The organism is Vibrio sinaloensis, assembly GCF_000808535.1.
Lineage (GTDB): Bacteria > Pseudomonadota > Gammaproteobacteria > Enterobacterales > Vibrionaceae > Vibrio > Vibrio sinaloensis_D.
In genome coordinates, this window is the sequence record NZ_JWLV01000001.1 from 1 (window position 1) to 18095 (window position 18095).

Below are 18095 nucleotides of genomic sequence, written 5' to 3' on the forward strand. Positions count from 1 at the left end.
ATTTTGTCCTTCCGGCGTGCTTAAACCGCCATGAAAGGTGACAAAGCCTTTAGCCTTCATCCCCGCACGAGCAGACTCTAAAACAGCGGCTCCACCGAAGCAGTACCCCATAACAACCACATTATCAGCATTCCCGCCTAAAGACGCCGCATAATCCAAACTGCCTTGCATGAGAGCTCTGAGCTTCTCTCTATCTTTATAGAGTTCGCCAGTATGTTGTCTTTTGTCTTTTACTTCAGTAGGTCTCACACCTTTACCGAAAAGATCAGCAGCGAATACGTTGTAGCCCATATCGGAAAGCATTTTCGCCCGTTTCATCTCGTAGTCAGTGAGTCCGTCCCAGTCGTGAACAAGCAAAACCAACGGGGCATCATCCCCAGCTTTCATCCAGTAGCCTTCGTAATCGTTGCCATTTACATTGTAAATTTTATTTTCGCCAGCAATGCTTGCCGCGCTGATAAGCGTAAAGAAAAGGAAAATCAGTTGTTTCATCGGTCACCTCCTGTGGTTTCAGAAAGTGTAGTACGGTTTAAAGGAGACGATAGTACAAAAAAACCTCCCCGAAGGGAGGTTGAACTGGAGTAAAGGAAAGAAAGAGTGCGTTACATCGCTGCAGTAAAGATGGCAGAGATTTCTTCGTGAGTCGCTTGTTTAGGGTTAGTAAAGCCACATGCGTCTTTTAGCGCGTTATCTGCAAGTGTTGGGATGTCTTCCGCTTTTGCACCTAGCTCTTGAATACCAGCAGGAATACCCACGTCTTTCGCAAGAGCGACAATTGCATCAATCGCGGCTTCTGCACCTTGCTCAGCGGTCATGCCTTCAACTTCAACACCCATCGCTTTTGCGACATCACGTAGGCGTTCTGGGCAAACTTGCGCATTGTAGCGCTGTACGTGAGGCAGAAGAATCGCGTTACAAACGCCGTGTGGAAGGTCGTAGAAGCCACCCAATTGGTGCGCCATTGCGTGAACATAACCCAGTGACGCATTGTTGAATGCCATACCTGCCATGAACTGAGCGTAAGCCATTTGCTCGCGAGCTTCGATGTCATCGCCGTTTTCAACCGCTGTACGTAGGTGGGCTTGAATCAGCTCAATCGCTTTAATCGCAACCGCATCAGTGATTGGTGTCGCAGCAATAGAAACGTACGCTTCCACAGCGTGAGTTAGAGCGTCCATACCTGTTGCAGCGGTTAATGACGCAGGTTTTGCAAGCATTAATTCTGGATCGTTCACCGAAATCAATGGTGTTGTGTGTTTGTCTACGATCGCCATCTTAATGTGACGCTCTTCATCTGTGATGATGCAGAAACGTGTCATTTCAGAAGCGGTACCCGCTGTCGTATTGATAGCGATAAGTGGCAGCATTGGTTTTGCTGATTGGTCAACGCCTTCGTAATCTGCGATTTGTCCGCCGTTAGATGCAACAAGCGCAATGCCTTTCGCACAATCGTGTGGAGAACCACCGCCAAGAGAAATAACAAAATCACATTGATGTTCTTTTAGAAGTGCCAAACCAGCATTAACGTTGCCGATAGTAGGGTTTGGTTGTGTGCCATCAAATACTACAGTCTCAACTGCTCGCTCAGTTAGTAGATCTTGCACCTGTTTTACCACACCGATTTGGTTCAAGATTTTGTCTGTAACGATAAGACCTTTTTTGAAGCCTTGAGATTGAATGCTGTCAGTTGCGTCTTTTAGGCAACCAGCACCCATTAGGTTTACTGTAGGGATGAAAAATGCACTTGTCATTGGATGACTCCATTATTATAGGATTTAAGAGTTGCAGTTAGATTCGCATAAAATTTCACGATGCAGAATTGATCTTGAGCAATTCTCTCACCCAAAAGTGGTACTTTGAGACTAAAACTGTGATGTAACTCTTGTTGCATATTTATCGTTGATAATATTGTTAAAATTTCGTGCGTTGACGCAATCGTTTTACCAACAGATTTGCTATTTTTATCAATAATTACAATTGGTTGTGAATTGAGCAAAAAAAGCCCCTTAAGATTGTGACCTTAACGGGCGTTTACAATTTGAAGTGATTTTATGCGATTTCTATTAGTTTACTGACCAGCTTTTCAATCCCAGAGGCGGCTTGAGAAATATTTTCTGCCAACATGTAGGCGGGGGTAGAAAGCACCTTGCGCTCTTGGTCATAGACATAGTCATTCACCGCACATTCAATGTGTTCTCCACCTAATGCGTTGAACGCGACACCCGTTGCTTCATCTGCTCCAATCGTGCCTTTTACTTGGTCTTTATAAATCATCGGTATGATAACGGGAGCAATACATAAATATCCGGCAGGTTTACCTGCGTTGGCAAAGGCGCGACATGCTGAGGCGACATGGGTATTGATACTGCATTCTGCACCTTTAACGGCAAAATCGGTGAGGTTTTTCGCGGCACCAAACCCGCCCGGCAACAAAAGCGCATCAAAGTCGTCGACGTTGAGTTTTGCGACATCTTCGATTTTACCTCGTGCGATGCGCGCAGATTCAACCAGTACGTTTCGGCTTTCGCTCATTTCTTCGCCTGTTTTGTGGTTGATGACATGAAGCTGTTCGATATTTGGCGCAAAGCAATGCCAGCTTGCCCCTTCTTTTTCAATCGCATAAAGCGCCAACACCGCTTCGTGGATTTCCGCTCCGTCAAAGACACCTGAGCCACTGAGTATGACCGCAACTTTTTTCATGGGATTTTCCTTATCTATTTGTCGTCATTAGGCTAGTTGAATTTAGGCGAGTGCGCTAATAACGAGCTCGCAGTTTCATAGATAAGTCGTAGACAGGGCTTGCTTGGGTTTCATAAATGGCAAGCCCGATGAAATGAAGAGTTTAGATGGGGACGATTGTTTACTCGATAAAAGCGGCTATTCATCGCTTGTGGGCGGTTGCTCGACGTCTTCTACAGGGTCAAGTTCATCGTTGTCTCGTTCGTCGTCTGAATAGTATTTAACGACAAAGGGAGTAAGCATTACACTGGATGGGAAAAAACGTTTCATATCAGACTCCAATGGTTTTCTTTCTTAAGCCAATAGTGCATTTTCTTGTTGCGGATGAATTTGCTTTGTGTCACTTGTTGGCTGACTAATCACGTCAATCTTACGTTCTGGGCTATGCATCACATCGTTTTGTTGGGATATGTGGGTGGAGGTGACAGCTAGTCACTACATCCCTTCGTTTCCAACTGGATTGAAAAGGATTAAACTGGTTGCTTAACGTTAGGAGAGACAAATGAAGTACGATTGGATTCTGTTCGATGCCGATGAAACCTTATTCCACTTTGATGCGTTTAAGGGAATGCAATTGATGTTTTCTCGCAAAGGGGTTGATTTTACTGAGCAAGACTTTGCGCACTATCAAACGGTTAACAAGCCTCTATGGGTTGACTACCAAGATGGAAAGATTACCGCGGACGAGCTAAAACATACCCGCTTTACCGAGTGGGCAAACAAACTTGGTACGACGACCAGTGAGCTAAACAGCGCATTTCTTGATGCAATGGCCGATATTTGTACCATGTTACCGGGCGCGCAAGAATTGATTGAATCTCTGCACGGTAAAGCAAGGCTTGGCATCATTACAAACGGATTTACCGAACTCCAGGCTATTCGTCTTGAGCGTACGGGGATGACGCACTATTTCGATCACGTGATCATCTCTGAAGAGGTTGGAGTCGCTAAACCTGATGTGGGTATCTTCCAGTATGCGCATGAGAAAATAGGCTCACCATGCAAATCAAAAATACTCATGGTGGGTGACAACCCTCACTCAGACATACTGGGCGGGATCAATTTTGGCATTGAGACGTGCTGGTTAAACCATTCTGGAGCAGCCAATATTCCGGGGATTGGACCAAACTATCAAGTTGAATCGCTGCATGAGTTAAAAAGTATTCTACTCGCGTGATGCCAAGTGATCGTTCTTTTCTTTTGCTCAGTACAAGGGGTAAGAACGCAAAGGAGATTCAACAATGGCGATGGTAGGTAGAGTTGTAAACTGGGACTCAAAACATGGAATTGGCCTCATTAGAGCAGATATGTCAGACGAGACGCTGTTCTTTCATGTACGTGACATGGATTTAGGGGCTCAACCACCGTACATTTCTGAACGCGTGGCTTTCGACGCTGAGCGCGATATGAGCGGGTGCGCTATGGCTTTGCACATCATGCCTGTTCGATAATCTCCCTACTATTTTTGGGTCTTCAAGGCGCTATCTACAGCGCCTTTGTTCGTTAAACGAGATAATAGTTTGTCCTCTTCAACCATCCTTTACACGGCTCTAGCCACCTATTGATTGTTATATAACTATTTTGTTATGAAACTGTGATGGCCACTATGCCTATTGTTTCTTACTTGTCTATATTTAACGCGCATACATATAAATCAATTAAACGTTACGTTAGGCAACAGTGCTGCATGGTGATGCGTGTGGCGCGATAGGGTAAATGACAATGGCTATTCAAGGAACGATCAGTGAGTGGAATCATCACAAGGGTTACGGCTATATCTCAGTTGATGATCAAGAGGCACAAGTAAGGTTTGACTTATTTGATTTTGAAGCATTCGGGCACCCACCTCGGTTAAGAGACAGAGTACAGTTTCGTCTCGCCGAAGATGAGCAAGGTGCGTTAAAAGCGGTTCATGTTGAGCGGCAATTTGTCTTCAGTTTCCCGTTGGCAGTCGCGATTTGGTTTGTTTCGACCATGGTTGCGAGCGTGTTTTTACTCAACTTCCCCCCCGTTGTTCTTGTTGGTGCGATTGCCCTCTCAACGGTCACCTACCTCATCTATTCCGTCGATAAACAAGCGCAGCACACTGGTGGCAGCCAAGTACCGGATATGGTCTTCTATTTACTTAACCTGTTTGGTGGCTGGCCTGGTGCTCTGCTTGCTCAGTCGATCTTGCACCACAAATACACCAATGTGGAGTTTCGTTTTTTGTTTTGGGCATCGATATCGCTCAACATCGGTTTTTATTGTTGGACGCTGACCTATGAAGGGAGCATGGCTCTGGCAAGCATAATTAGCCAACTCCAAGTCTTTATTGCGTCTTTCTGATCTGAAAGCGGCCTTATGTTAGGGCCGCTTTTTCCCTCGCCTCAATACTTTTCCCTCGTCTCAATAATAGATGCGTTGCTCTTTCCCTTTACATCTTCCCTAACCTGTAGCAAAACTAGGGGCTAATTAAGGAAGGAGGATGCGTTGGAAATACGTCTTATTTCTGCTGAAGAGACCTTGCCAATTCGGCATGCTGTACTTTGGCCGACCAAAAGTATCAATTTTTGCCGCGTGAGCGATGACGATAAAGGTCTTCACTATGGTGCTTATCGACACGGCGAGTTGGTGTCAGTGGCTTCAATTTTTACGTCGGGTAAAGTGAGTCGGTTACGAAAGTTTGCAACTCGCTCCGAGTTTCAAGGGCAAGGTATCGGTAAAGCCATGTTGACTCGCATAATTTCCGATCTTAAAGCGAGTGGTGTTGAGCACTTTTGGTGCGACGCGCGCATCAGTGCTACTGGCATCTACGCGAAGTTTGGCTTACAACCTGAAGGGGAGTGCTTTTACAAAGGCGATGTCGCCTACACAAAGATGGCCGTCTCTTGGTTAGGTAAGCCACATAAATCCACTTGCACGTGAAGCAACTTCCTGCCACTCATTGCTCTATTTTGCGTGTATAATTGCTTGCCAAACAAAGTAATGATTAACCAAAGGTCAGACTGTGCAATACGTAAAAATTAAAGACGCGATTGTTGAGCAAATTGAAAGCGGAATGCTCGCAGCAGGCGAGAAGCTACCGTCTGAGAGAAAACTCGCAGAAGCGTTTGATACGACGCGCATCACTTTGCGTGAAGCCTTGTCATTACTAGAATCAGAAGGGCGCATTTATCGTGAGGATCGTAGAGGTTGGTTTATCTCTCGGCCAACGTTAAAGCTTGATCCTTCAGTATCGATTAGTTTTCGAGAACTTACGAACCAGCAAAACCGTCAAGGTAAAACTGAAGTCTTAGTGTCGAAATCGACGTTAGCGAACAAGTACGCGTCGGCACTGATGGCACTAGCGCCGTTTTCTGATATCTATCAGATTGAACGGGTACGTTATCTCGAAGGGCGCCCTGTTTGCTATGTCGTCCATTACGTTCAGCCTGCAATGGTCCCAAACCTGCTTGAAGTGGATTTTTCAATGTCGTTGACTCAGGTTTATCGCGAAAACTACGGTCTCTCTTATGGAAAGACGCAGCAACGCATTACGACCACAGGCCTGCAAGGTGACATTGCCCATACTCTAAACGCGACGGTAGGGACACCAGCACTGATGATTGAGTGTACTAACTACGATGAGCAGGGAAGGATAGTGGATGCGTCAATTGAGTATTGGCGTCATGATGCGGTCAGTATAGAGAGTACGATTACCCGCTGAGTGGTCGTCGTTCAAGGTTGATAAGCCCCTGATTGATTCAGGGGCTTATTGGTTTTAGCGCAGATTACTGCTCTGCTTCAACGAATTCTGGTTGTTGCTCTGCGCGTGCGACGATAAGCATCTTACGAATCACGAATGAACAGATCAGAGCGATCGCGACCATTACAACAGCTAAAACGGTAAGTAATTGGAAGTAATCGCCATAGACGTTTTGAACGATTTCTTGGGTGATTTCTTGCCCCTTCTCTAGCGCAATAGACGTAGAGAAAACCGCACCGACAATACCACTCAACGCCATTGCTACCGAAAACAGCGATACTGAGAAGCCTTCGATGTGTTTCGGCGCAACAGAGAGAATAAACGCAACAACTAAGCTACCTACAATCACCTCTGCAAACGCTTGGAAGAAGTGAATGGCTAGGAACACTTCAGGGCGAATGATCACATCTTCGCCAATGTTCATAACCGCCATCGTTAAAATACCAAACGCAATAGCTGTGAAGATGAATGCAAAGCCGATCTTAGTCGCGGTAGAAAAAGTGATGCCTTTTTTCTCAAGGCTTGAGAAGGTCATTGAGATAACTGGACCTGCAACAATACACCACAATGGGTTCATTGCCATCGAAGCTTCTGGAGCAATCGGAATAATATTGAACAGATCACCGCGCATAGTGTTTATCGTCACCATGGTCATTGAGGTCATCATTTGGCCATAGTAAACAAAGAAACAGGTCGTCAGCACCGTCATGATTAGAATCGTGCCCATTTTCAACGCATCGGACTTGCCAGACTTAAACATCAGCGAGATGAAATACAAAATCGCGGCTGCGCCGATAGCGTAGACAATGTTTTGGCCGATATCCATGTTCGAGAACATGAAGAATACTAAGCCAACCATTGCTGCTGAAAGGCCAAGAAAGGCAATCCAGTTTTTGGTGCTGACAGGTTTTTGGTCGATGTCGGCGGCAACGTTCACTAGCTGCTTATTGAAGATGATGAGTACCGCAAACGCAAATGCAGCCATTACCGCAGATAGAGTGAAACTGCCGTGGAAGCCGATCACCAAGACAAACATTGGGAACAGGTATTGGCCCAGCAGCGCACCAACGTTGTTTACGGAGTAGTTGACTGGGTAGCCGTTTTCAAAGTCTTCTTCTGAAGCAAAGGTACGTTTGTAAAGACTTGGGTAAGAAGGAGACATCAAACCTCGAGCGTAGCTTGCCAATGCAATGCCGACCAAGGCCAGCGGAACATTAGTTGCTGACGCACCAAGGACGAGCAAGGTGTATCCGGTCGCAAATGTGCCATAAGCAATCGTCAACGAACGGTATGCGCCAAGGAATTTATCTGCTATAAAACCGCCCGCGATGGCGAACAGTGGACCTATCGACGAAAACGCACCAACTACCATCATTGTATCTGCCTCGCTGTATCCTAAATCCTCTAGGAAAAAGCGAGTTAGAATCACCATGACACCGTAGAATGATAAGCCAAACATAGCTTGGCAGAACATCATTGATTTGTTCAATTTATTCCACATAATATTCTCTTTTAATTGGTATAACACAGAGTTAACAACTGTAATGCTATAATTCTGTGGTATGTTATAAATTGAAACAATTATCGCAGAAAACCCTATTGATGCACGATTTTTTGTCTATTTCGCATAAATTTTTATAATGAAATTGATCCAAATCGTTTGCGTTGGATATTTGTTATTCAGTTGGGCTGGTTATCGGCATGGGAATTCGATGTTTTGTTGATGAGCTTTGTGGTAGCCTGCCCGTGTTGACCTCAAATGTAAAAGGAACGTAACTTTATGAAGATCTTCAGCAACTTCGATAGTGGTAGCATCGAAATCGTTAGCCTAGAGAATAAGGAAGACATTCAACTTAAAATTCCTAATGACAACCAGTCTGAGTTTTATCAGTGGTTCCATTTTCGTTTAGAAACGCAAGCTGAGCAAAAACACACCATCAAATTGCTTGACTTAAAAGGCTCGGCTTACCCTGAAGGATGGCAAGGTTACGATGTTGTCGCATCTTATGATCGAGAAGAGTGGTTTAGAGTTCCTGCTGAGTTTGATGGTGATACCCTCACGTTCTCAATCTACCCAGAGCGCGGCTCACTTTATTTTGCTTACTTTGCCCCATACAGCTATGACCGTCATTTAGATTTACTGCATATGGCGCAAAGTGCGCACCATTGCCAGTTGGAAACGCTGGGTCAAACCCTTGATGGCAATGACATGAGCTTACTTACCTTTGGTGAACCAGAAGAAGGTAAGAAAAAGATTTGGTTGATTGCTCGTCAACATCCAGGCGAGACGATGGCTGAATGGTTTATGGAAGGGCTAGTACAGCGTTTACTGGATGAAGATGACACGACAGCGCGCGCATTGCTTGAAAAAGCCGTTCTTTACGTGGTTCCAAACATGAACCCAGATGGCGCGATTCGCGGCCATCTTCGTTGCAATGCGATTGGCGTGAACTTGAATCGTGAATGGCAAACGCCGTCAATGGAGAGCAGCCCAGAGGTATTCTTAGTGCGCGAGAAGATGCTCGAAACAGGCGTTGATATGTTCCTAGATATTCATGGTGATGAGGCGATCCCTTATAACTTTGTTGCGGGATCTGAAGGCATTCCATCTTACGATGAGCGTCTAGCGGGCTTAGAATTGGCATTTAAACACGCATTGCACGCCGTGACACCTGAGTTTCAAGATGAGCACGGTTACGACAAAGATGAGCCGGGCAAAGCCAACTTGACGGTGGGCTCAAATTGGGTGGGGGAGCAGTTTAAGTGTCTCTCTTACACGGTAGAGATGCCATTTAAAGATAACAACGATTATCCGGACCCACTGTATGGCTGGTCACCAGAGCGAAGCATTAAGTTTGGTCATGATACTTTAGCTGCAGTATGGGCGGTATCGGATAAAATCTAACGTCGAAATGATAAGAAAAACCCAGCGATGTCGCTGGGTTTTTTAATCATTATTCGCAAGGCGGAGCCATATGGATGACGGCCAGTCCTCCTAATGACGTTTCCCTGTATTTCCGGTTCATGTCTTTGCCGGTTTGATACATGGTAGCGATGACTTTGTCGAGCGAGATAAGACACTTACTGGTGCGCTTGAGCGCCATACGAGAGGCATTGATCGCTTTCATTGCGCCCATGGCGTTACGTTCAATACATGGGACTTGAACTAACCCGCCGATTGGATCGCAGGTCATGCCTAATGAATGCTCCATCGCGATCTCAGCCGCTATGCAAATTTGCTCGTTACTTCCTCCGCGCAGTGCGGTAAGCCCTGCTGCTGCCATCGAAGAAGAAACGCCAACTTCACCCTGACAGCCTACTTCTGCGCCTGAAATAGACGCATTGGTTTTATACAAAATACCGATAGCGCCTGCGACGGCGATAAAGTCCTTAATCTGCTTTAAATCGAGCTCTTTGATAAAGCGATGGTAATACATCAGCACTGCCGGAATTACCCCAGCCGCACCATTGGTCGGAGAGGTGACAACTTGACCGCCCGCGGCATTTTCCTCACTGACGGCAAACGCGAACAGATTGATCCAATCCATGATTTCCATCGGATCGTTTTCAATCGCGGCATTGGCTTCGAGTTTTTTAAGTAGGTTAGGCGCGCGTCGGGTCACATTCAGTCCGCCTTCTAGAATCCCTTCGGTTTCGAATCCGCGCTGCATACACAAGGACATCACTTTCCAGATCTGCTCTGCTTTGCGGTCAATCTCTTCTTCTGACCAAAAACTCTGCTCATTGCGCAAAATCATCCCTCCTAAGCTGAGACCATTTTGCTCGGCCTGATTGAGCATTTCATCGGCGCTCGAGAAGGGGTAGCGAACCTCTACATCGTCTTGCTGCTTTCCATTTTGCATTTCATCGGCGGTGGCGATAAACCCTCCACCGATGGAATAGTAGGTTTCAGTGAATAATTGAGCGCCAAGCGCATCATAGGCAGTGATCGACATACCATTTTCGTGGAGTGGTAAGTTATCACTATGAAACAAAATATCACTTTCATAGCTAAAACTGATGGTATGGGCTGACGCAAGGGACAGCTTACCGCCCTCAATGGCTTGCGAAAGTGCCGTTTTTGCGCTGGTCATTTTTATAGTGTCGGGTTTATTGCCAAGCAATCCCAGAATGACCGCTCGGTCGGTGTGGTGTCCTTTGCCTGTTAGAGACAACGAACCAAATAAGTCGACCTGAACACGGTGAGTTTTCGTGATCGAGTGAGCGAGTTGTCTGGTAAAGTGGTAACCTGCGAGCATCGGCCCATTTGTGTGTGAGCTTGAAGGGCCCACACCCACTTTAAAGATATCGAAAATCGACAGCATAAACTTGATTCCTGTATAGAGAATTGCTGACTGAACCTGTTAATCAGGCCTTTTAATAATAGTTAACATAATTTTAACTTGGTAAGTTACCGACAAAATTTAGTTTTGTACAGACACAGTTTAAATAGAGGTTAATAAGTGATAACTCGGCAAAGTAAGAGTATTCATAGTGTGATCATTGTCCTTGGTAAAAGATTGGTATGTAATCAGTTGACTTTAGAAGGACAAAGCCGAGTCGATTATCTCGCCGATTACTTACAGCGCTTCGATTTGGCGCAAACGGCATTGATTTTTTGTGGTGGAGTAACGAGCGGGCAAACGGATGCTGAAGCCAAAGCAATGTACACGCGATTTGAGCAGCTCCAGATAGACGCAAAGCCTGCTTTGGTGATGCTCGAGCCTGATTCAACGAACACGGTAGAAAACGTTGAGAACGCCGCACTAAAAATGATTGATTCGAATAGATTCAACCTTGATGAGTGCTTAAACGTCTTTTTCGTCAGCAATGATTATCACCTAGAGCGAATTTTCCAAATCCAAACATTGATGGATGAGCAGGGGCTACTAAAGGTATTGCGCGATCGCTGTCTAAAGGCAGGGTTATGTTTAAATATTTCGCCAGATCTGTTTAAGCACGGCTTAGTGCCATATCCTCATAAGAATGATGCCGGAACGCGGTTTCTGGCGATTGATGAGCTCACGGTTTACAGAGTCTACTTAGAGGGGGTAGTGCAGGGCGCGTTTAAACGTTCGTTAGCAGAAGTAAGAGCCGAGCCTTATTGCATTGCGAAACGTGCACTCGAAAAGCTGGCACAATCACTCGAATGCCAACATGACCTAGCGCTGGTCAACGAACTATCTAAAATTGTGGAGTCGACGACCGAGCAATGCCCAGTGGAAACTGTACGCACTCAACTTGCTCGGTTTCATCAAATATTGACGGGTTTGAATCGAAAGTACGATCCTGAGAGTGCTCAATAGAGACTATGAATCGCTCTCTTTAGTGTGGTTGTTGCGATAGTACTCCCACTGTTCGACGCGATCCTTGTTTGGAAGTAGACAGTAGGTCACGCGTTGATCATTTTCACTGACGGTTTCTAGCTCTCCGCCTTGTTGAACGCAATACACTGCTGCTGGATTCGCCAACGACGTGTACTCTTTTACTTCATATTCATCAGGTTCACTTGCACAACCAGCCAACAATAATGAACCTGCGATTGCGCATAAGAGTGGTGTTTTATTCATTCTAATTCTCCAATGGGAACAACAACTCGATTTGGAGTATAGGATAAGCGTGAAAAAACATTGTCTTAAGTTTGTTAAAACAAAGACTAATACTAAAATAATAAGAGACCGATCATACTTACCGATTGTTTTATTGATGAATGATTAGTACTGGTTATGGTAGGGTAATCAGTATAACTAAACGTGTATTAGCATAGGACGTGCAAGATGTCGGAGCAAAAATATCGACTTGTAACCCGCAGTGATTTTGATGGCCTCGTTTGTGCCGTGTTACTCAAACAACTAAACCTTATTGATGACATTAAGTTTGTCCACCCGAAAGACATGCAAGATGGTGTTGTCGAGATTACTTCTAGAGATATTGTCACCAACCTTCCTTATGTGGCGGATGCGCATCTTGTATTTGACCACCACCTTTCAGAGACGATTCGCAATGAGGGCGATCGTGAGAATCATATCATCGACCCGAATGCACCATCAGCTGCACGCGTCGTTTGGGAGCATTATGGTGGTGAAGCGACGTTCCCATCTCAATGGCTTGATATGATGGAAGCGGTGGATAAGGGGGATTCAGCACAGTTCACCCGTGATGAAGTATTGGATTCTGACGGTTGGAACTTGCTGAACTTCTTGATGGACGCGCGCACTGGGTTGGGGCGTTTCCGTAACTTCCGCATTTCGAACTACAACTTAATGATGGATTTGATTGAGTACTGCAAAAACCACACAATCGATGAAATCCTTCAGCTTGATGACGTCAAAGAACGCATCGATTTGTACCGAGAGCATGAAGTGTTGTTCAAAGACCAGATTCAACGATGTGCAACGGTTCATGGCAATCTGGTACTGCTCGATTTAACCAACGAAGAAACCATTTATGCGGGCAACCGTTTTATGATTTATGCGTTGTTCCCTCAATGCAACATCTCTATTCACAAGATGTGGGGTTTCCAAAAACAGAACACCGTATTTGCAACCGGCAAATCCATTTTTGACCGTAGTTCTAAAACCAACGTTGGTGAACTGATGCTCAAGTACGGTGGTGGTGGTCACAAAGCTGCGGGAACCTGTCAAATTGATAATGACAAAGCAGAGCAAGTACAGCAGGAGCTTATTGCAACCATTACTGCTGATGGCTAGTAAGCGATGGCAATAGATTTAAAAATAAAGCCCTAGCATTTTTTGCTAGGGCTGTTTTGTTGGGTTGCAATTACAATGGCATGACTCTATTTCTGCCGAGTTGTTTGGCCTCATAGAGCAGTTTGTCTGCCCGTTCAATCAATGAATCTGCACTTTCATTTTCTTCAAGCTCAGCCACGCCAAATGACGCCGTAATATTTGCGACCAAGCTTCCGGAACGTTTATCTTTTATTGACAGTTTCTCAATAGAACGACGCAAGCTATCAGCGTACTGGCGAGCAATTCGTAACTGTTTGTTTGGTACGATTAGGGCAAACTCTTCTCCACCAAAACGATAAGCATGAACGCCGTCACGTGCGTTGATATGGAGTCGTTTGGCAATGCCTTTGATGACCGCATCACCAAATAGGTGACCATAGTTGTCGTTGTAGCTCTTGAAGTGATCAATATCTGCCAATACTAGGCAGATTTTTTGTCCTGTTTGGCAGAGCGTTTTAATATCGTTGTCGAAAGAACGGCGGTTATACAAACTGGTCAGGCTATCAAACAGCGCGTCTTGTTGAACTTCAGCGAGCTCAGTTTTTAGGCGCTGAATTTCTTCACTCGCTGATTCCAACTGGTTGTTTAAGAACTTGGTGGAGTGGCGAATTTCTTTTGATTCGTCGACAAGCTGGCGCACAACCGTCATCACTTCTTCCAACGACATGTTGTCGTCTTTTACTTTCTCTAAACTAGAGAAGCTCTTGTCAATCATGCTTGAGAATGTGGAGGTGTCGGCGAGCGTATCGGTAACCGATGAAGCAACTTGGCCAACCAACAGTTCGATGTTTGCTCGAAGATCGCTGATGTTGGTTTCCGCGCGTGAGGCAACGTAGTTTTTATACAACTGCTCTCCCGAAGCTGGTGGACAGACACCATAGCTTTCCAGCACAGTGTCGAGTTCCCTATTTAGCTGCGGGATCGCGTTATCAACGTAGGTGTACCATAGCGCATAGTTTGCAGGTGTGGCCGCTACGTGATTTTTCATCATTAGAGGGACGGCTTTCTTTAAATTTGCCGTCGATCTTTTGTAATCGTCGTCGGTCATTCGTTATTAGGATCTTAATGTACTTACCAATTAACTTAAGATTAGCGGATTTGCTAACGAGATGCTTGAGTTAATATCAATTAAATACGAATTATTGATGATTATTATGTGCTTAAGCGATTAATTGAACAATTAAGTAGCAATTATTCATACTAAGCCTAAAGTTTAGGCATGTAACCGGTGACTCCGTATCGTTTTGAGTCTGATTTAAGCTAAACATCCACTTCTATTCGCTCTGTAATATTCGTGCCTTCTTCAAGTTTACTTGCTCCCCTCAACATTGCTTTGATTAGGTCACCAGCGTTGAATTTTTCTAGTGCTTCATGGGCACCGACTTGCTGAGCACGGTCTACACATATTTCGCTCGACAAGGAGGTATGCAAAATGATGTAGGCGTTGCTCAACCGACTGTCACTTTGAGTTTCAAAAGCGAGCTCATAGCCGTCTAGACCGGGCATCTCGATGTCACTCACTAGCAAGTCAATAGGCGTATTGTTATCGGCTTGCTCTCGCATCGCTTGTAAGGCATCGAGCCCATTATTGCGAATCTGATAGGGGATGTTGATGCTGTCTAATGCATCAGAGAGTTGTTTACGAGCGATGGACGAATCGTCAACCAAGAGAATGTTCAGTGCCTTGAGCTTTTCCCGTTCGATGTCGGTCAGCATTGGGATGTTTGTAGATTCGTATTGCGGATAAATCTTAGATAGCAGCAATTCTACATCCAGCATTTGAACAATTTTGTCTTGGAAGCGAGTAATGCCCGTTACAAACACATTGTTGCCTGCGGAACGAGGCGCCGATTCGATCGCTTTCCAGTCACACTCGATGATTTTCTCTATCGAACGCACCATAAAGGCGACAACCGTTCTTAAGCAGTCTGTCACGATCAAGTAGCAAGAGTCGTACTCTTCTGGCTGGATTGGCCTAAAGCCAATCGCGGCCGGCATGTTGATTACGGGTATGGTCATATTTCGTATCGTCACCGTACCCACGACGTGATGATGCGAATAGGGAATCTGCGTGGTGGGCATGAAGGGTACGATTTCGCGAACTTTTAGGGTTCCGATAGCAAATAGCTGTTGCTTTGCTGTTAACGTAAACATCAACATGCCTTGCGATTGATTAGCTTTGCTTGCGATTTTTGCCATGGGGTATCCAACTGCACATAAACTTAAGGGTTATTTTTATAGTAACGAAATTAGCGTGTTGTTCAATTAGGATAGTCCAAATCTACCGTTAATAGCCTAGATAATCGTCAGTCAATATCGATTAGATCAATTGCTGGGATGAACAATGATGGTGTTTCGGCTACAATCCGGTCAAATTTAGGTTTCGAGGTTTACACTATGGCAAACACCGCAGCTGCTCTGCACATTTTGGTTAAGCATAAAGAGCAGGCAGAAGACATTATTAAACAGCTCAAGAAAGGGGCGAAATTCCAAACGTTAGCGAAGAAATATTCGACGTGCCCTTCGGGTAAAAAGGGCGGTGATTTAGGTGAATTTCGCCGTGGTCAAATGGTGCCTCAGTTTGACAAGGTTTGCTTCTCTGGTGAGACCCTCGTACCACATCTCGTAAAAACCAAGTTTGGTTGGCACGTTGTTAAGGTGCTGTATCGTACTTAACACCATAAGATGTTCTGTTAATGAGCCTGCGTGTTTTGCTGAGAGTAGTATGCGGCAATATCTTTTAAATCTTGCTCATTGAGTCGAGATAGCTGCGCGGCCATCATTTCAGCAAGTGGACCAGAGCGATTACCGCTTTTGTAATCTAGCATCGATTGATACAGATATTGTGCGTTTTGGCCGTTGAGGTTGGGATAGCTCTTATTCACCGCAACACCGGTTTCACCATGGCAAAACACACAGCTTGGTGACTTGATCTTACCCAGTTCGGCATCGCCAAACTGAGTCGCATGTAAGTGTGAGGCAAAAAGCAGGGCAAATAAAGTAAGTATTGGCTTCATCGCGTGGATTTGAGTTGTTGAAATTAGCCTAAAGAATAAAGCTTCCCCTAAGGGGAAGCTCAATGGTTCAGATCAACAAATCGTGAGGCGTTACAGATAAGCGTTGATTTTCTCGATCAAAGTATCGATATCTTGCTTGGTGATATCTTTGTGTGTCACGAAGCGGATCGGATTTCCGGGCGTAATGGTAATGCCGTCTTGGGCGAGTTGCTTGGCAATGCCATGAATATCAACGCTCTCATCCAACTTCGCGAATACGATATTGGTCTGTACAAATTCAGTTGCCACAGTAAATCCATCCAACTTATTCAACTTTTCAGCCAAACGTTTCGCGTTTTGGTGGTCGACTTTCAATTGTTCTACTTGCTCGGTCAATGCTAGTTTGCCCGCAGCAGCAAGAATCCCAGCTTGACGCATACCACCGCCAACCATTTTACGCAGACGACGTGCTCTTTCGACAAAGGCTTGGTCACCAAGGAGTAAAGAGCCAATAGGGGCAGCGAGCCCTTTTGACAAACAAATTGTCATCGAGTCAAAGTATTGAGCGATCTCTTTAACATCAATCTCAAGTGCCACCGCTGCGTTGTAGACGCGTGCGCCATCAAGGTGCAGTAATAGACCGTTTTGGTCAACAAACTCACGAGCTTGTTTAAGATACGCCATCGGTAACACTTTGCCATTGATGGTGTTTTCCAAGCTCAGCAGCTTCGTTCTGGCAAAGTGGGAATCATCCGGCTTAATAGCAGCTTTAAGTTTGGCGAAATCGAGTGTACCGTCTGGATTGTTTTCGATAGGCTGAGGTTGAATCGAGCCCAAAACCGCAGCGCCACCGGCTTCATATTTATAGTTGTGGGCTTGCTGACCGCATAAGTACTCATCACCGCGCTGACAATGGGCCATTAGCCCCAGCAAATTGGCTTGTGTTCCTGATGTGGTAAACAGTGCCGCCTCAAAACCATGGCGTTGTGCGACCCATTGCTCAAGTTCATTGACGGTCGGGTCATCACCGTAGACGTCATCTCCCACAGGGGCTTCCGCCATCGCTTTTCGCATCGCGGGAGTTGGTTTAGTCACGGTATCTGAACGAAAATCCATTTGATTATCTCCTAAAGGTATCCACATAATTTCGCTTTGCTAAGACACGCTATGGTTTTCGCATCGCTCACTTCGCCACGAATGATCTTTTGTTCTAGTTCTTCAATGGTTAGGGTAATGACTTCGATTACTTCATCGTCGTCGCATTCGTATCGGTAGGTTTTGTCCAACTCTTTTGCGACAAACAGGTACTGTATTTCATCACAAAATCCAGCTAAAGGGGTCACTTGGCCGAGCGAGATCATTTGTTTTGCGCTGTATCCCGTCTCTTCTTCTAACTCTCTTCTGGCACACTCTTCGATCTCTTCCGCGTTTTCAATGGTGCCTGCTGGAAGCTCTAATAACCACTTCTTTAGCGAAGGACGAAACTGATTGATAAGAATGATATGACCATCTTGAGTTATCGGTAAGATCACCGTCGCTCCGGGGTGAACAATCGTCGTGTGTTGAATATTTTTGCCATTTGGGAGGGTGACGGACTCTTCGACCAAAGAGATTCGTTTCCAGCTATGGAGGGTTTTGCTTGTATCGGAAGGTATCATGATTATTTTCTTTACAACTAACGCTGACGTTACCTTATCCGCTTCTTCTCGCGAATGAAAGAATTAACCTGTTATCGTTTGCGTCTCGCTGAAGCATTTTTGCGACTCAAGCTACATTAATGCAAACATTGATTTCAATGGCTTACAGACAACCCTGATTTGATATAAAGATTTGCCCTATCTACAAAATGCACTTGTAACAAAGTGATAACAAATGTATAAACTT

The 18095-nt window shown here is 45.2% G+C and carries 21 protein-coding genes; 9 read left to right on the top strand and 12 right to left on the bottom strand.

Annotated elements, in window-relative coordinates; translation table 11 throughout:
* The 4 genes from RJ47_RS00005 to RJ47_RS21575 form a co-directional block, all read right to left on the bottom strand.
* Positions 1–492: dienelactone hydrolase family protein (locus RJ47_RS00005; protein ID WP_039480195.1), on the bottom strand; the 492-nt coding region annotated here is incomplete at its 3' end.
* Between the two features lie 110 nt (positions 493–602).
* A complete protein-coding gene (gene yiaY / locus RJ47_RS00010) occupies positions 603–1751 on the bottom strand; it encodes an L-threonine dehydrogenase (protein ID WP_005472429.1) in 1149 nt (382 codons plus the stop codon).
* 298 nt (positions 1752–2049) lie between these two features.
* A complete protein-coding gene (gene elbB / locus RJ47_RS00020) occupies positions 2050–2700 on the bottom strand; it encodes an isoprenoid biosynthesis glyoxalase ElbB (protein ID WP_038137297.1) in 651 nt (216 codons plus the stop codon).
* A gap of 177 nt (positions 2701–2877) precedes the next feature.
* Positions 2878–3009: a hypothetical protein gene (locus tag RJ47_RS21575; protein ID WP_269410213.1), complete on the bottom strand. Its 132-nt coding sequence runs from the start codon at positions 3007–3009 to the stop codon at positions 2878–2880.
* 232 nt (positions 3010–3241) lie between these two features.
* Here RJ47_RS21575 and yjjG point away from each other — a divergent pair, with 232 nt between their 5' ends.
* The 5 genes from yjjG (at position 3242) to phnR (ending at position 6427) form a co-directional block, all read left to right on the top strand.
* Positions 3242–3916 (top strand): pyrimidine 5'-nucleotidase, encoded by a 675-nt coding sequence (gene yjjG / locus RJ47_RS00025; protein ID WP_038192217.1) that lies wholly within the window; start codon positions 3242–3244, stop codon positions 3914–3916.
* Positions 3917–3980: 64 nt separating this feature from the next.
* A complete protein-coding gene (locus RJ47_RS00030) occupies positions 3981–4190 on the top strand; it encodes a hypothetical protein (RefSeq protein ID WP_038192219.1) in 210 nt (69 codons plus the stop codon).
* Between the two features lie 271 nt (positions 4191–4461).
* Positions 4462–5067, top strand: a complete 606-nt coding sequence (locus RJ47_RS00035; protein ID WP_039480201.1) for a DUF1294 domain-containing protein — start codon at positions 4462–4464, stop codon at positions 5065–5067.
* A gap of 144 nt (positions 5068–5211) precedes the next feature.
* On the top strand, positions 5212–5646 hold the full coding sequence (locus tag RJ47_RS00040; protein WP_039480204.1) for a GNAT family N-acetyltransferase: 435 nt from the start codon (positions 5212–5214) through the stop codon (positions 5644–5646).
* Between the two features lie 82 nt (positions 5647–5728).
* A complete protein-coding gene (gene phnR / locus RJ47_RS00045; protein ID WP_039480206.1) occupies positions 5729–6427 on the top strand; it encodes a phosphonate utilization transcriptional regulator PhnR in 699 nt (232 codons plus the stop codon).
* 64 nt (positions 6428–6491) lie between these two features.
* Here the strand turns inward: phnR and RJ47_RS00050 are convergent, their stop codons facing one another.
* Entirely contained in the window at positions 6492–7967 is a 1476-nt protein-coding gene (locus tag RJ47_RS00050; protein WP_039480209.1) for a peptide MFS transporter, read from the bottom strand.
* 279 nt (positions 7968–8246) lie between these two features.
* Here RJ47_RS00050 and RJ47_RS00055 point away from each other — a divergent pair, with 279 nt between their 5' ends.
* Positions 8247–9371: a M14 family metallopeptidase gene (locus RJ47_RS00055; protein ID WP_039480213.1), complete on the top strand. Its 1125-nt coding sequence runs from the start codon at positions 8247–8249 to the stop codon at positions 9369–9371.
* 49 nt (positions 9372–9420) lie between these two features.
* Here RJ47_RS00055 and RJ47_RS00060 read toward each other — a convergent pair whose 3' ends face one another.
* Positions 9421–10791, bottom strand: coding sequence for an L-serine ammonia-lyase (locus RJ47_RS00060; protein WP_038137276.1), 1371 nt, complete (start codon positions 10789–10791; stop codon positions 9421–9423).
* 138 nt (positions 10792–10929) lie between these two features.
* Between RJ47_RS00060 and RJ47_RS00065 the strand changes: the two genes are divergently transcribed.
* Complete coding sequence (locus RJ47_RS00065; protein WP_231565920.1) at positions 10930–11772, top strand: YdcF family protein; 843 nt, start codon at positions 10930–10932, stop codon at positions 11770–11772.
* A 3-nt stretch (positions 11773–11775) separates the two neighbouring features.
* Here RJ47_RS00065 and RJ47_RS00070 read toward each other — a convergent pair whose 3' ends face one another.
* The gene (locus tag RJ47_RS00070) at positions 11776–12036 is read right to left on the bottom strand and encodes a DUF333 domain-containing protein (RefSeq protein ID WP_038137273.1); all 261 of its coding nucleotides are present in this window, start codon (positions 12034–12036) and stop codon (positions 11776–11778) included.
* A gap of 207 nt (positions 12037–12243) precedes the next feature.
* On the opposite strand from RJ47_RS00070, the gene RJ47_RS00075 reads away from it, so the two are divergent.
* Positions 12244–13176 (top strand): exopolyphosphatase, encoded by a 933-nt coding sequence (locus RJ47_RS00075; RefSeq protein ID WP_039480215.1) that lies wholly within the window; start codon positions 12244–12246, stop codon positions 13174–13176.
* 70 nt (positions 13177–13246) lie between these two features.
* On the opposite strand, the gene RJ47_RS00080 is transcribed toward RJ47_RS00075, so the two are convergent.
* Positions 13247–14263 carry a GGDEF domain-containing protein gene (locus tag RJ47_RS00080; RefSeq protein ID WP_038137267.1) on the bottom strand — a complete coding sequence of 339 codons (1017 nt, stop codon included), beginning with the start codon at positions 14261–14263 and terminating at the stop codon, positions 13247–13249.
* 212 nt (positions 14264–14475) lie between these two features.
* Positions 14476–15414 (bottom strand): chemotaxis protein, encoded by a 939-nt coding sequence (locus RJ47_RS00085; RefSeq protein ID WP_005472307.1) that lies wholly within the window; start codon positions 15412–15414, stop codon positions 14476–14478.
* Positions 15415–15612: 198 nt separating this feature from the next.
* Between RJ47_RS00085 and ppiC the strand changes: the two genes are divergently transcribed.
* Positions 15613–15891: a peptidylprolyl isomerase PpiC gene (ppiC, locus tag RJ47_RS00090; RefSeq protein ID WP_005472248.1), complete on the top strand. Its 279-nt coding sequence runs from the start codon at positions 15613–15615 to the stop codon at positions 15889–15891.
* A 17-nt stretch (positions 15892–15908) separates the two neighbouring features.
* Here the strand turns inward: ppiC and RJ47_RS00095 are convergent, their stop codons facing one another.
* The 3 genes from RJ47_RS00095 to RJ47_RS00105 form a co-directional block, all read right to left on the bottom strand.
* Positions 15909–16232 carry a c-type cytochrome gene (locus RJ47_RS00095; RefSeq protein ID WP_039480218.1) on the bottom strand — a complete coding sequence of 108 codons (324 nt, stop codon included), beginning with the start codon at positions 16230–16232 and terminating at the stop codon, positions 15909–15911.
* A gap of 90 nt (positions 16233–16322) precedes the next feature.
* Positions 16323–17327 (bottom strand): low-specificity L-threonine aldolase, encoded by a 1005-nt coding sequence (gene ltaE / locus RJ47_RS00100; RefSeq protein ID WP_039480221.1) that lies wholly within the window; start codon positions 17325–17327, stop codon positions 16323–16325.
* 11 nt (positions 17328–17338) lie between these two features.
* Positions 17339–17869 carry an NUDIX hydrolase gene (locus RJ47_RS00105; protein ID WP_039480224.1) on the bottom strand — a complete coding sequence of 177 codons (531 nt, stop codon included), beginning with the start codon at positions 17867–17869 and terminating at the stop codon, positions 17339–17341.
* Between the last annotated feature and the right edge of the window lie 226 nt (positions 17870–18095).

Coding starts and splice junctions, on each gene's coding strand:
- RJ47_RS00030 (WP_038192219.1), top strand. CDS start 3,981: ATGGCGATGGTAGGTAGAGTTGTAAACTGGGACTCAAAACATGGAATT.
- ppiC (WP_005472248.1), top strand. CDS start 15,613: ATGGCAAACACCGCAGCTGCTCTGCACATTTTGGTTAAGCATAAAGAG.
- RJ47_RS00075 (WP_039480215.1), top strand. CDS start 12,244: ATGTCGGAGCAAAAATATCGACTTGTAACCCGCAGTGATTTTGATGGC.
- RJ47_RS00050 (WP_039480209.1), bottom strand. CDS start 7,967: ATGTGGAATAAATTGAACAAATCAATGATGTTCTGCCAAGCTATGTTT.
- RJ47_RS00080 (WP_038137267.1), bottom strand. CDS start 14,263: ATGACCGACGACGATTACAAAAGATCGACGGCAAATTTAAAGAAAGCC.
- RJ47_RS00085 (WP_005472307.1), bottom strand. CDS start 15,414: ATGGCAAAAATCGCAAGCAAAGCTAATCAATCGCAAGGCATGTTGATG.
- RJ47_RS00105 (WP_039480224.1), bottom strand. CDS start 17,869: ATGATACCTTCCGATACAAGCAAAACCCTCCATAGCTGGAAACGAATC.
- RJ47_RS00070 (WP_038137273.1), bottom strand. CDS start 12,036: ATGAATAAAACACCACTCTTATGCGCAATCGCAGGTTCATTATTGTTG.
- RJ47_RS00095 (WP_039480218.1), bottom strand. CDS start 16,232: ATGAAGCCAATACTTACTTTATTTGCCCTGCTTTTTGCCTCACACTTA.
- yjjG (WP_038192217.1), top strand. CDS start 3,242: ATGAAGTACGATTGGATTCTGTTCGATGCCGATGAAACCTTATTCCAC.
- elbB (WP_038137297.1), bottom strand. CDS start 2,700: ATGAAAAAAGTTGCGGTCATACTCAGTGGCTCAGGTGTCTTTGACGGA.
- ltaE (WP_039480221.1), bottom strand. CDS start 17,327: ATGGATTTTCGTTCAGATACCGTGACTAAACCAACTCCCGCGATGCGA.
- RJ47_RS00055 (WP_039480213.1), top strand. CDS start 8,247: ATGAAGATCTTCAGCAACTTCGATAGTGGTAGCATCGAAATCGTTAGC.
- RJ47_RS00035 (WP_039480201.1), top strand. CDS start 4,462: ATGGCTATTCAAGGAACGATCAGTGAGTGGAATCATCACAAGGGTTAC.
- RJ47_RS21575 (WP_269410213.1), bottom strand. CDS start 3,009: ATGAAACGTTTTTTCCCATCCAGTGTAATGCTTACTCCCTTTGTCGTT.
- yiaY (WP_005472429.1), bottom strand. CDS start 1,751: ATGACAAGTGCATTTTTCATCCCTACAGTAAACCTAATGGGTGCTGGT.
- RJ47_RS00060 (WP_038137276.1), bottom strand. CDS start 10,791: ATGCTGTCGATTTTCGATATCTTTAAAGTGGGTGTGGGCCCTTCAAGC.